Below are 11956 nucleotides of genomic sequence, written 5' to 3' on the forward strand. Positions count from 1 at the left end.
AACACCTCATGCGTTCCGGCTAAAACGCTTCGGCCGGCTCACGTTTTGTTCCAGTTTCTTTCGCTACACCGGTCAGGAGTTCGTGGACGAAGGCCAGCTTCCGTGCGGTCACCTCCGAGATGACGAAGGGATAGAGGTCCGGCAGGCCCATGCAGCGGTTGATCGAATTGGACGCTTCCGACAGCACCAGCCAGCGCGCCAGGATCTTTTCGAACGGTTCGGGAACGGCGGCAGGTTCCGACGGCGCCGGTTGCAGCTGGCCGCCGGTGTCGCCCCGCGACAGGTCGTTGGCCTCCACGGTTTCCAACCGGCCGAGCGGGAAATTCAACGCGTGCACCATCTCCAGCGTATCGGTGATGTGCAGATGGTGCGCCCATGTCTCGGCCCAGTCCTCCCAGGGATGGGACGTGGCATAGGCCGAAATGTGGCCCTGCTGCCAGTCGGGCGGAGCGCCATTGGCATGGTATGCCTTCAGCGCCTGCTCGTAATCGGTGCGCTCGTCGCCGAATAAAGCGCGGAAAGCGACAAGCCGTTGCGGATCGTCGCGGATCAGGCGGTCCCAGTAATAGTGGCCAAGCTCGTGGCGGAAATGGCCGAGCAAAGTGCGGTAGTTCTCGCCCATCTCGACGCGGCGTCTCTCGCGCTCGGCCGAGTCCGCCTCGGCGACATTGAGCGTGATCAGGCCGTTGCCATGGCCGGTGAGGATGCGGCGGCCGCCCGGGCCGCCGCCGATCGGATCGGCGAGGAAGTCGAAGGCGAGACCGGCCTCGTCGCCGGCGTTCCGCTTGGGCGCGACCGGCAGTCCGGCTGCGAGCAGCGAATAGATTGCCCGCTTCTTTGCCGCTTCGACGCGGATCCAGCGACGGCGGTTGCCATCGACCGAAAGGTCCGGAATCAACTGGTTCAGCATGCAGGCGCGGCAGAAGGCATGGCCCGGTTCCGCCATCCAGTTGCAGGCGCACTCGTCGGCATTGGTGCACTGGAAAACGCCATCGACGCCAGACAACACGAAGCGCGCGTGTCCGGGATCGTAGAGCACGGAGCTGGCGCAGTTCAGGCACTGGGCGTTCTCGAAATAGAGGCGGTGGCCGCAATGCGGGCAATCGAAGAGCTTCATCCCAATCTCAAATCAGGTCTCAAACCATCAGGTCCGGATATAGTGCGGAGCGGCATTTCGCCCAAACGCCTATCAGCGGCCGGCGTTCCTGCCGATGCTATTTTGCCGCAAGCTGGGCGGCGACCGCTCTCGCCACCGCCTCGCCCGACAGCCTGGCGCCGCCGCAGGTCTGCATCAGCGGACCGGCCAGATGCTCGCCGGCGAAGAAGATTTTTTCTGCCACTGGCTGCATCAGCGTGGCGCGCGCCTGCGAACGGCCGGGGCGGGCCGCCGCATAGGCGCCACGCACGAAACGCTCGCCGCCCCAATTGGTCATCATGGCGCGCCCGACATGTTTTCTGACGTCGCTGCCGAAGATGGCGCACAGCCGGTCGACGACGAAGTCGACGCCTGCCGCCTCGCCTGCCGCCGACATCTCCCAGGCGAAATCGCCGCCAACGAAGCCGACCATCAGATCGAAGTCGAAAGGAAAGCAAAGGAAGTAGATGTCGTGCCTGGCCAGCCGCTCGATCAGCAGGTCGTCGAACGGCGCCAACCCGAGCCTCGTGCCCCTGATTTCGACCGGCAGCTTGGTCAGCATGCCCATCGGCAGGTCGAAAAAGGCAGCGAAATGCGTGTCGGGCAGTGCCGGCGAGAATTCGATCTCCTCGAAGGCGAGCACCGCCGGCGAGGCGGTGACGATGGCTGCCTTGGCGCGGATGGTGCCGCGATCGGTGACACAGGCAACGCCAGGCACGTCCCAGAGGATTTTCCGCACCGGCGTCGACAGCTCGACCGGCACGTCGGCGCCAAAACGGGCGACCAAAGCGCCGAGCCCCTCCTTGGTGAAGTAGTTCGGCTCGAGATCGGCGGCGGCCTGAAAATCGCGGATCGATATCTCGTCCTCATCGGCGCCGAAGTCCATTGGCCCGGCGAAGGTGGCGGCGGCGCGGCGCATGGCCCCTGGCGAGCAACGCCGAAAGGCGGTCGTCGTCGCCATCCTTGACCTCATGCGCCGCCAGCAACTCGAACAGCCTGACATCGGCCGCCTTCATTGCGGCCTCTTCGTCCTCGCTCGCCTTTCGGTTGCGATAATAGAGATGATCGACGTTCATGTCGTGATGGTGGAGTGTCCAGCGGGCGGCTTGCGCCTCGGGAAAATAGAGGTTGCGGTCGGCCGCGTGCAGCCAGGCGCAGCCGATGTCGAAAGGAACGCCGAAATGCTGGTCGCTGGTCCAGGCGCGCCCCCCGATCCGGTTCATCGCTTCGAACAGCTTGAAAGAAAGGCCGGCTGCACGCAGGGTCTTGGCGGCGGAAAGTCCCGCCGAGCCGGCGCCGATGACCACGACATCAACGTCATCCATGAATATTCCAGCCCCCGCCACAATAATTACTTGATCGTAAGCAAGTTCTCCGGCATTCGCCAGCGCTGCGGCGGGAACGCGTAAACCACTTCTTAGCGCATCGGCCTGAAAATCAGGATCGATTTTCAGAAAGCACGATGCGCAGATTTAAAGTGTTGGAGCGTACTGCGTCCAAGTGGACGAAACCCGCTCCAACAGTGACAAGCGCGCGTTTCGCTGGCAAATTCGTATTGGGACGTGATCCAGGTAACCAGGAGAGCAACATGGCATTTCTTGCCAAGGGAAAGATTTTCGCGGCGGCAGCATTGATGATGCTTGCGGCGGCAACAGGTGCGCAGGCCGCCCAATGCGGCAAGACGAGTGCGGGCTTCGAAGCGTGGAAGGCGGATTTCGCCGCGGAGGCCAGGGCCAACGGTGTGGGCTCGAAGGGTCTAGCTGCTCTGGCTCGAGCGACCTACGCAACAAAGACGATCGCCGTCGACCGCGCCCTTCATAAGGCCTTCAGCGGCTCCGTGGAAAGTTTCATGAAGCGCCGCGGCGGATCCGCGATCATTGCCAAGGGCCGTGCGCTGAAGAAGTCGAACGCGGCGCTGTTCGACAAGATCGAACGGACCTACGGCGTGCCGCCGGGTGTGTTGCTCGCCATCTGGGGCATGGAAACTGGCTTCGGCGCCTCCATGGGCAAACAGAATACGGTCTCTGCCATTTTAACGCTTACCTATGATTGCCGCCGCCCCGAGTTCTTTTATCCGCACGGCATTGCAGCCCTGAAGCTGGTTGATCGCGGAGCGTTGAGCGCCTCGTCGGTCGGTGCCGCGCATGGCGAGATTGGCCACACGCAGTTCCTGCCCGGAAATGTTTTGAAGTACGGCGTCGGCAACAAGAATCTGCGCGACAAGGGCACCGCGCTGGCTTCCACTGCCAACTTCCTCAAGGGTCATGGTTGGCAGGCCGGCGCGGGTTATCAGGCGAATATGGGCGCAATTGCTGGCTGGAATTCCGCCAGCGTCTATCAACAGGCCATCGCCCGCATGGCGACGGCGATCGACGGCGATTGATAGAAATCTCTGTTCGACGGAAGCCCGGCCACGCGCCGGGCTTTTTGTTGATGCTCTAGAGCAATTCCAGGAAAAGTGTGAAACGGTTTTCCCGGGAAAAGCGCATAGCGCTTTCCCTGCGGAATTGCGCAAAAACAAAGAGATAGAGCGGTTCGGCGTTTCCGTGAAACGATGAACCGCTCTAAGGTGACGACTGCCGCCGCTCGGTCCCGCCTCCGGAACGAAGGCGCGAAGCAAAGAAGCTAATTCGGCGAGCCGAGCGCCTTGTCCATCACTTCCCTGACCTCGGCGGGCCACGTGTTCACAGCCGGCCACGCGTCAGGCTCGGGGGTGTCGCCGCGGCGGGCGAAATAGAGCTTTTGGTTGGCCGGATCGACCGCCATGAAGCCGTCATTGCCGCCGCAATCATGCGGTACGCAGCCGCTGGCATAGAAGGCGCCCGACGCGGTCTTCTCGGTGCCGCCGCCGACCAGCAGGCTGGTCGCCATGTCCGGCATGTCCTTGCCGAGCAGCGTCTCAGCTTCTTTGTAGACAGCCTCGTTGTGGAAGGCATCGATGATGTTGTCGTATTTCGCCGGATCGACATCCTTCCAGCCGGTGCCCGGTTCCGGCATGTAGGTGAGAATGCCCGAGGTCGACAAGCCGCCGGTCGGCGACCACTGCAGCGCCGGCTTGGAATCTCCCGGCAGCAGATAAGGCACGAAATAGATGGCGTCGTCGGACACTGCGGCCGGCGGCGCGCCGCATTCGTCCTGCTCGACCGTGGCACTCTGGATCGTGCCGCCTTCCGGCTTCCACACGATCACCTTGGCCGGTCTGCATTGATTGCCGCCGTCGCCGACATCGACCAGCGCCACATTGACGCCGCCGACCTCGACTATTCTGTCGAAGAAGACGTCGTAATTGCTGGCCAGCTGCTTGCCGTCATAGGCCAGCACCTTCTCGCCATACTCTTCCTGCTGGGTGATGGTCAGTTGGCCGCCCTCGAATGGGACCGGCGCCTGCTTGTCGTCGTCTGAAGCCGCCGAATCGTCAGTGCCCGATCCGTCATCGGTGGCGGGCTTCTCGGTCGCAGTGGGCGATTGCGTCTGCGCATATACGCTCGCCGCAGGCAGGAGCATCAACGTCAGTCCGAAGGCACCGGCAAGAAGCGAACGTGTCATGACATCCTCCGTTTCACCTGAAGCAAAGACCGGCCATCGGAATGGTCTTGCCGTTCAGGCCCAGGGACGCAGCTCGGCGTTCTTCTTCTCGAACGAGGCGATGGCGCCGGCCTTTTCCATGGTCAGGCCGATGTCGTCGAGCCCGTTGAGCAGGCAGTGCCGCTTGAAGTCGTCGAGATCGAACTTGACCACGCCGCCGTCCGGTCCGCGGATTTCCTTCGCTTCGAGGTCGACCGACACGGTCGCATTGGAGCCGCGCGAAGCGTCGTCCATCAGCTTCTCCAGATCCTCCGGGCTGACGGTGATCGGCAGGATGCCGTTCTTGAAGCAGTTGTTGTAGAAAATGTCGGCGAACGAGGTCGAGATGACGCAGCGTATGCCGAAATCGAGCAGCGCCCACGGCGCATGCTCGCGCGAAGAGCCGCAGCCGAAATTGTCGCCGGCAACCAGGATCTGCGCCTTGCGGTAGGCCGGTTTGTTGAGCACGAAATCAGGGTTTTCCGAACCGTCGTCCTTGTAGCGCATTTCGGCGAACAGTCCGGTGCCGAGACCTGTGCGCTTGATCGTCTTGAGATAATCCTTGGGGATGATCATGTCGGTGTCGACATTGACGATCGGCATCGGCGCCGCGACGCCGGTGAGCTTGGTGAATTTTTCCATGGTCTTTGCCCGTCTTCTTTTCGCTGCGGGGATGTGTTGGCGCCCGGTTTACACAAAGAGGCGGGCAAATAAAAGGTGGCTGTCTTCGCTCGTGGTCCCGGAACACGAGATCAGCACCAAGCAGCTTCAAAACCGCCGCCCGATGGTGCACTTTCACCGGCATGACAACGCGATCCAAAATCCTCTACGCCAGTGAACCAACCCTCGACGCTGCCGAGTTCCGCCGCGTGCTGGTGGAATCCGGCCTCGGCGCTACCCGGCCTGTCGATGACGAAGCCCGTTTGAAGACGATGCTTGCCAGCGCGGATATGGTGTTGACGGCGCGCCTCGATGCGCCTGGCAAGCCGCTGATTGGCCTCGCCCGCGGCATCACCGACTTCTCGTGGGTATGCTACATTTCCGAGCTCGCCGTTTGCAAATCGGCGCAGGGGCTCGGCATCGGCAAGGGCCTACTTGACGAAGCGCGGCGGCAGCTCGGGCCGTCCGTTGCCATCTCACTGATTTCCGTGCCCGATGCCGTCGGCTTCTACGAGCGGATCGGCATGATGCGCATGCCCGACGCGTTCTGGTTCGGCCGCGAGCACTGACGGCACGCATTATTCTGCCGGCGGGAGCCAAGCAGCGGCCGAGCACGCGGGAATAGTGGTGACAGGTGAGCGACGGCCGCATGGTCTCGGCCTAGTACACTCCCTTGACCTGCGCAGTGCCTTGTCCACATTTCTGGCATGGAAAAGCATCGATGCTTCGTGGGCACGGCCGGTTGGGGCATCCCGTCGCGTTACAAGGATATTTTCCCGGATTCCGGGTCGCATCTCGAGCGTTACTCCGGCCGTCTTGCCGGCGTCGAAATCAATTCATCCTTTTATAAGCCGCACCGCCGTGAGACCTATGAGCGTTGGACGCATTCGGTCCCGGAAGATTTCCGCTTCAGCGTGAAGGTGCCCAGGGCAGTGACACACGAGCATCGGCTTGCCGACTGCGAAGACCTGATCGAGGCATTCCTCGGGCAGGCCGGAGGCCTCGGCCCGAAGCTCGCTGTGCTGCTAGTGCAGTTGCCACCCAGCCTGTCCTTCGAGCCGCGTGTCACTGAGGAGTTCTTCGGTTTGTTGCGAAAGCAAACCGGCTCGAAAATAGCCTGCGAACCTCGTCATGCGAGCTGGTTCGAACAGGACGCCGATGCGCTTCTGACCGGCTTCCGCGTAGCGCGTGTGGCAGCCGATCCGGCTCGCGTCCCCGCTGCGGCCACGCCATCCGGCTGGCCGGACCTGGTTTACTTCCGCCTGCATGGCGCGCCGCGTATCTATTACTCGGACTATGACACTGAAAGCCTGATCGCGATCAGGCAGCGGCTGGATGCGGCGAGTGCGGCGGGCGCTGAGGTCTGGTGCATTTTCGACAACACGGTTAAGGGCCATGCGCTCGGCAACGCCGTTGCCGTAGACGCGATGGCGCCTCAAATCACATTCAGCTCCCTGAACGCCCTTCCCTCCGCAACACGGCTATACCCAAACGCCGTGCAATCCACCGTGCGGTAGCCGCCATGCACGATCAGCTCGGCCAGCGCCTTGCCGACGGCCGGCGCCTGCTGCAGGCCGTGGCCGGAAAAACCGTTGGCGAAGAGGAAATTCTTCACCTCGGGATGTGGTCCGATCACCGCGTTCTGGTCGAGCGTGTTGTAGTCGTAGTGGCCGGCCCAGGCGCGTGTTGGCTTGATCGCTTCGAAGGCCGGAATGCGGGTCGCCAGCACCGGCCAGATCACCTCTTCGAATAGCGGCCAGTCGGGCTCGAAATCGCCGGGGTCGGCCGTGCCGTCGCCCTCTTCCGGTTCGGCACCGCCGGTGATGTAGACCGAGCCTTCCGGCCTGACATAGATGCCTGAGGGGTCGACCAGCAGCGGCATGTCGGTATATTTTTCGCGTGCCTCGAAGACGAACACATTGCGCTTGCGCGGCTCCACCGGTAGCGCCAGCCCGGCCATACCAGCCACCTTGCCGGCATTCGGCCCGGCGGCGTTGACGACGATGCCGGCCTCGAGCCGCTCGCCATTGTCGAGGCTGACGCTGGTGACACGATCGCCCTGCCGCTCGATGCCGGTCACATCAGCGGTGACGAAATCGATGTTTTTCTCGCGCAGCGCCTTGCGGAACAGCATCAGCATCGCATGCGCGTCGAACCAGCCCTCGCCCGTGCGGCCATAGGCGCCGGCGGTGATGCCCTCTGCCGACAGCCATGGGAAGCGACGCACCAACGCCTCCGCATTCTCAAGCACGATGTCGGCCCCCTCGGCCATCTGCGCCTCGTGGTTGCGCTTAAGGATCGGCAGGCCGTTCTCGCCGGCCAAGATAAGATAGCCGCCTTCGCGAAAGCCGATATCGGCGTCGGCCCCGAACTCTTCCGTCAGCCGCCGGAACAGTTTCAGCGTGAACTGCGATAGCCGGATGTTTTCGGGGATGGAAAACTGCTGGCGAATGGAAGCGCAGGACAGCGTCGTCGCCGCATGGGCGAATTGCGGGTCGCGCTCGACCAGCGCGATCGAGCCCGAAAACCCTTCCTCGCGCAGATAGTAGGCGATCGAGGAGCCGACGATGGCTCCGCCGATGATGACGATGTCGTAGCGCACGTTTTCCACGTCTCCAGTTCTGAAGCATGATCCCGAAAGCCGGTCTTCGGAATGAGGCTCCAATTCATACAATCGGCAGGATGATCTCGAAGCGCGTGCCGCGCTCGGAGTCAACCAGCCGGATCGTGCCATCATGCGCTTTCAGGAGGGCCAGCACGATGCCCAGCCCCATGCCGGTGCCACCTGAATCACGGCGCGTGGTGAAGAATGGCTCAAAGATGCGGGCCCGGTTGCTGGGCGAAATGCCAGCACCATCGTCGCTCACCTGGATCGTTGCCTTGCCGTGCGCGCTCGCTGCCGTGATCGAAACCAGCGTTGCGCCATGCCGCGCCGAATTGTCGATGAGATTGGCGAGCACGATTGCCGCGTTCTCGGCCGAGATGCGCAGACCGATATCGCCGCCGGCCTCGACGCGCACCGCCAGCCTGTCTTTGGCCGGCAGCAGCGCCAGTGCGGCGTCCATCGACGTGCTTTCGCTGCTGGGCGCGAGATTTTCGGCGCGCGCCAGGTCGAGCAGGCGGCGCACCAGCAAATTGAGCCGTCCGGCATCGGTGACGATGTTGTTGGAAAAGCGACGCCGCTCGGCCTCATCCATTGCGCGGCCCGAATCGCGCAACAGTTCCGCCGCACCCTGGATTGCCGTCAGCGGCGATTTGAGTTCGTGCGAGACATGCGTGGCAAAGGTCTGGATGCTGTCCGAGCGCTCATGCAGCTTTTCGGCCATGTCGAGGAAGGCGGCGGAAAGTGCTGCCATCTCGCGCGTGCCGTGATGGTCGAGCGGCCTGATGGCCTCGCGGTCGCCGGCGGCGATGCGTTTCGTGCGTTCCATCAGCGCGTAGATCGGCCGGCTGACGGTGCGCAGGAAGACAAGACCGATGAGCAGCGTGCCGCCGAGAATGGCGATCGTCGCCAGCACCACCTTGCCGCGCTCGCCATAGAGATGCTTGACGATATTGTTTGGCGTTCGCGACAGGTAAACCACGCCGGCGATGTTGCCGTCGACCGCAACCGGCAGGGCGACGAAGACGCGGACTCTCGTGCCGCGGCTCACCGAATAGAGTGATGGCGGCGGCTCGTCGGAGATCCTTAGCCTGAGCGCGCTGGCATAGCGGCCGGCCAACGCTTCGCGAACCTCCGCGACCGCGCCGAGCGACAGGCCGACCTCTTCGCGTCCGGCGATGACGACGCCTTTGGGGTCGAGCAGCCGGAAGCCGGCAAGCGTGGTTTTCTGCGTCTCGGCAAGAATGCCCGACAGGCGTGTCCCGACCGGAGCGAAGGCAGGATCGATGGCGGCGGCTGTCGCCGCAGGCCGGGTCGGCAGCACGGTATCGGAGGCAAGATCAAGGTGCGGCTCGATCGGCCGGTAGGGAGAGTTCGGAGCGCTGGCACTGGCGGCAGGCACGGCCGGGCCGAGCTTCTCGGCGGGGATGCCGGCGTCGCGGACCTCTTGCGCATAGATGGCGGCAAGGGCGGCACCTTGCGCGATCAACTCGGCCTCGGTCTGGCGGATCAGCTGGTTTTCGTAGAGCCGGAAGAAGAACAGGCCGACCAGCGGCAGTGCCATCACCATGATCAGGATGGCGACAACGATGGTGGCGAGGCGCGGCCGCCATTTGCTGCCAATCCATTTTTGGGTGCTCACGCGCCGCACCGGCCGAGCCGGAAGCCGACGCCATGCACGGTCTCGATCGCATCCGTGCAGCCGGCCGCCGCCAGCTTGGCGCGGATGTTGCGGATGTGGCTGTCGATGGTGCGGTCGGCGACATGGATGTTGGCGGCATAGGCATTGGCCATCACCATGTCGCGGCCAAGCACATGCGCCGGGCGCGCCAGAAACCCTTTCAGGATCGCGAATTCGATCGAGGTCAGCACCAGCGGCTGGCCGTCGAAGCTGGCGGCGTGGCTGGCCGGCACCAAGGCCAGTCTGCCATGCGAGAACTGCCGGTCGTCGGTCTGTTCCGGCGCCGCCTGGCGAGCGCGCCGCAGGATGACATTGACGCGGGCGACCAACTCGCGCGGGCTGAACGGCTTGATGACGTAGTCGTCGCCACCCATTTCGAGCCCGAGGATGCGGTCAATCTCTTCATCGCGCGCGGACAGGAACAGCACCGGCACGTCGGATGTGTGCCTGAGCCGCCGGCAGACCTCCAGCCCGTCCATTTCCGGCATGCCGATGTCGAGCACGATAAGATCGGGCGGTCGGCGTTCGATCGCCTGCAAGGCGGCGGCGCCGTCGGCTACGGCAACCGTCTTCATCCCCGCCTTTTCGAGCGCAAAGCAGATGATTTCGCGGATGTGCGGATCATCGTCGGCGACCAGGATGTGATGCGGCATGAATCAGCGGCCCGGCACGAAGGGTTCGGAGCCCTGAGGAACCATGAACGGGATATTTGTGTCGAGAGTGCGAAGGAGCCGCCAATCGCGAAAACTCCAGGCGCGCCAGTTTTCTTGGTCGGCGCGATAGCGGGCCTCGTCCTGCCCAAGCAAACGGGCGAGTTCGCTGTAGGAGGGAAGGCTGGCCGCATTCGTGCTGGCTTGATGCTCGAGGAAGCGGTCGAGCGCCGGCCAGGCGCTGGGACCGAGCGAACGCAGGTAGCAGAAATCGAGTTCGGTGCCCTGGCCGGTCATTTCGAATGAGTGCTCGACATTGTAGTTGGCGATCAGCGCCGCGAAGTTGACGAAGCAGCAGGCATAGAGCGTCACCGAAAGCGTCAGAAGATTGGCGGAAAGCAGCCATTCGTTGGATCTTTCGAGCGCGATGCGGGCGATGATCAGGGCAAGGCCCGCCGCCACCAGCCCCATCCAGACGAAGGCGGCGATGCGCCAGTAGGTCAGCGCATAGATGCCGATATAGAGGTCGAGCCGCAGGATCGACGAGATGACCAGCACGATGTTCTGTGCCACCCAGACATAGACCAGCCGGCGGATGAGCGGATCGCTGGAGGTCGCACTCCCCGGCCGCAGCGCCGCCAGGACGAAGCCGGCGGCGAGCAGTGCCGTGACGATCAAGGGATAGGCGCCGCGATGTGCATAGGCGGCGTAGGTCAGCCCGTCGGGAAGGGCGATGCCGCCCCACAGATAGGTGGCGTCGAGCGCCGTCTGTATGGCGAACAGGAGGTTGAAGACGACCAGCGCGCGAAGAATGGCGGCCTTGCCGAAGATGATGTCCTCGATCGCTTTGGCGGGTTTTGTCGTCGTCACCCGGCCGACAGGCACAGACGACACTACACGCGCAAAGGAGCGGAAAAGGCGCGGCAGACGCGGGCGCAAAAAGGCCCAGACACCGGCAAGCACCAGCAGCCAGAAGGCCAGCCGCGGCAGATGGATGAGCTCCAGCAAGGCGAGGAGATCGATCAGCGACAGCCAGTATTCGATGACCGGATTGGCGGCGCCGAACAGCGCGAGAAACACCGCTCCCAGCGTCAACGGCATCACCCAGACGGCGATCGCCGCGAAGCGGATGCGCCGTTGGCCAAGCCGCCGCGCCACCTTGCGCCAGCGAAAGAAATCGTGGGCGAACCGGAATGGTGCCGCGAGCAGGAAGAGCACTACCTGGCCGGCGATACGGGCAAGCCCGTGCCGCAGCCGCCCGACCAGCGAAAGTGCGAAGACCGCCATCGCCGCAAGCCCGATCGCGACGGACAGCGCACTGACATTTTCAATGAGCGGCAGCAGCCCGACAAGCAAGGCACCGAGCCCGAGCCACAGGCCGCGGGCGCTGAGCGCCGAAGGCTGGATGGCCGCGGCTGCGGCGGCAAGCGTAGTGCCGAACAGGAAAAGCGTGATGCCGATGGGTTGCCCGTAAAAGAAGAAATCGGCCAGGGCAGCAAGCAGGACGGCAGCGCCGAATCGCGCGCAATAGCTTGGCGCGGCCGTAAGCAACGATGTCATGATCGGACTTTCTCGGCGGCTTTGATGCGGCCGGCATATCTGGGCAGGGATTTGGGGATGAAGGGGAAGAGGGTCGCCGAGCGATGCGTCCCGGGTGGATCGAC

The 11956-nt window shown here is 63.5% G+C and carries 12 protein-coding genes; 3 read left to right on the top strand and 9 right to left on the bottom strand.

Annotation, left to right across the window (positions count from 1 at the left end):
* Positions 1-19: 19 nt before the first annotated feature.
* The 3 genes from AC0L26_RS29135 to AC0L26_RS29145 form a co-directional block, all read right to left on the bottom strand.
* The gene (locus tag AC0L26_RS29135) at positions 20-1117 is read right to left on the bottom strand and encodes a zinc-binding metallopeptidase family protein (RefSeq protein ID WP_473635673.1); all 1098 of its coding nucleotides are present in this window, start codon (positions 1115-1117) and stop codon (positions 20-22) included.
* 97 nt (positions 1118-1214) lie between these two features.
* The gene (locus AC0L26_RS29140; RefSeq protein ID WP_473635674.1) at positions 1215-2054 is read right to left on the bottom strand and encodes a flavin monoamine oxidase family protein; all 840 of its coding nucleotides are present in this window, start codon (positions 2052-2054) and stop codon (positions 1215-1217) included.
* Positions 2002-2460: an FAD-dependent oxidoreductase gene (locus AC0L26_RS29145; protein WP_473635675.1), complete on the bottom strand. Its 459-nt coding sequence runs from the start codon at positions 2458-2460 to the stop codon at positions 2002-2004. Before AC0L26_RS29145 ends, AC0L26_RS29140 begins: the two co-directional genes overlap by 53 nt.
* A 263-nt stretch (positions 2461-2723) precedes the next feature.
* Between AC0L26_RS29145 and AC0L26_RS29150 the strand changes: the two genes are divergently transcribed.
* Positions 2724-3518, top strand: coding sequence for a lytic murein transglycosylase (locus AC0L26_RS29150; RefSeq protein WP_352936647.1), 795 nt, complete (start codon positions 2724-2726; stop codon positions 3516-3518).
* 242 nt (positions 3519-3760) lie between these two features.
* Here the strand turns inward: AC0L26_RS29150 and AC0L26_RS29155 are convergent, their stop codons facing one another.
* The gene (locus AC0L26_RS29155; RefSeq protein WP_473635676.1) at positions 3761-4681 is read right to left on the bottom strand and encodes a hypothetical protein; all 921 of its coding nucleotides are present in this window, start codon (positions 4679-4681) and stop codon (positions 3761-3763) included.
* 54 nt (positions 4682-4735) lie between these two features.
* A complete protein-coding gene (gene leuD, locus AC0L26_RS29160; protein WP_473635677.1) occupies positions 4736-5341 on the bottom strand; it encodes a 3-isopropylmalate dehydratase small subunit in 606 nt (201 codons plus the stop codon).
* A 161-nt stretch (positions 5342-5502) separates the two neighbouring features.
* Here leuD and AC0L26_RS29165 point away from each other — a divergent pair, with 161 nt between their 5' ends.
* On the top strand, positions 5503-5928 hold the full coding sequence (locus tag AC0L26_RS29165; protein WP_473635678.1) for a GNAT family N-acetyltransferase: 426 nt from the start codon (positions 5503-5505) through the stop codon (positions 5926-5928).
* 159 nt (positions 5929-6087) lie between these two features.
* Complete coding sequence (locus AC0L26_RS29170) at positions 6088-6876, top strand: DUF72 domain-containing protein (RefSeq protein ID WP_473635679.1); 789 nt, start codon at positions 6088-6090, stop codon at positions 6874-6876.
* Here AC0L26_RS29170 and AC0L26_RS29175 read toward each other — a convergent pair.
* The 4 genes from AC0L26_RS29175 to AC0L26_RS29190 all read right to left on the bottom strand — a co-directional run bounded on the left by AC0L26_RS29175 (position 6795) and on the right by AC0L26_RS29190 (position 11852).
* Complete coding sequence (locus tag AC0L26_RS29175; RefSeq protein WP_473635696.1) at positions 6795-7961, bottom strand: NAD(P)/FAD-dependent oxidoreductase; 1167 nt, start codon at positions 7959-7961, stop codon at positions 6795-6797. The genes AC0L26_RS29170 and AC0L26_RS29175 overlap by 82 nt on opposite strands.
* A 64-nt stretch (positions 7962-8025) precedes the next feature.
* On the bottom strand, positions 8026-9603 hold the full coding sequence (locus AC0L26_RS29180; protein ID WP_473635680.1) for a sensor histidine kinase: 1578 nt from the start codon (positions 9601-9603) through the stop codon (positions 8026-8028).
* Positions 9600-10295 (bottom strand): response regulator, encoded by a 696-nt coding sequence (locus AC0L26_RS29185; RefSeq protein WP_473635681.1) that lies wholly within the window; start codon positions 10293-10295, stop codon positions 9600-9602. The genes AC0L26_RS29180 and AC0L26_RS29185 overlap by 4 nt, the downstream gene beginning before the upstream one ends.
* A gap of 3 nt (positions 10296-10298) precedes the next feature.
* On the bottom strand, positions 10299-11852 hold the full coding sequence (locus tag AC0L26_RS29190) for a DUF4153 domain-containing protein (RefSeq protein WP_473635682.1): 1554 nt from the start codon (positions 11850-11852) through the stop codon (positions 10299-10301).
* Positions 11853-11956 lie beyond the last annotated feature (104 nt).

Source organism: Mesorhizobium sp. WSM4823, from assembly GCF_055811195.1.

Bases quoted from the DNA above. Each gene is read 5' to 3' on its own strand.
- AC0L26_RS29145 (WP_473635675.1), bottom strand. From the start codon at position 2,460: ATGGATGACGTTGATGTCGTGGTCATCGGCGCCGGCTCGGCGGGACTT.
- AC0L26_RS29165 (WP_473635678.1), top strand. From the start codon at position 5,503: ATGACAACGCGATCCAAAATCCTCTACGCCAGTGAACCAACCCTCGAC.
- AC0L26_RS29150 (WP_352936647.1), top strand. From the start codon at position 2,724: ATGGCATTTCTTGCCAAGGGAAAGATTTTCGCGGCGGCAGCATTGATG.
- AC0L26_RS29140 (WP_473635674.1), bottom strand. From the start codon at position 2,054: ATGCGCCGCGCCGCCGCCACCTTCGCCGGGCCAATGGACTTCGGCGCC.
- AC0L26_RS29185 (WP_473635681.1), bottom strand. From the start codon at position 10,295: ATGCCGCATCACATCCTGGTCGCCGACGATGATCCGCACATCCGCGAA.
- leuD (WP_473635677.1), bottom strand. From the start codon at position 5,341: ATGGAAAAATTCACCAAGCTCACCGGCGTCGCGGCGCCGATGCCGATC.
- AC0L26_RS29190 (WP_473635682.1), bottom strand. From the start codon at position 11,852: ATGACATCGTTGCTTACGGCCGCGCCAAGCTATTGCGCGCGATTCGGC.
- AC0L26_RS29155 (WP_473635676.1), bottom strand. From the start codon at position 4,681: ATGACACGTTCGCTTCTTGCCGGTGCCTTCGGACTGACGTTGATGCTC.
- AC0L26_RS29135 (WP_473635673.1), bottom strand. From the start codon at position 1,117: ATGAAGCTCTTCGATTGCCCGCATTGCGGCCACCGCCTCTATTTCGAG.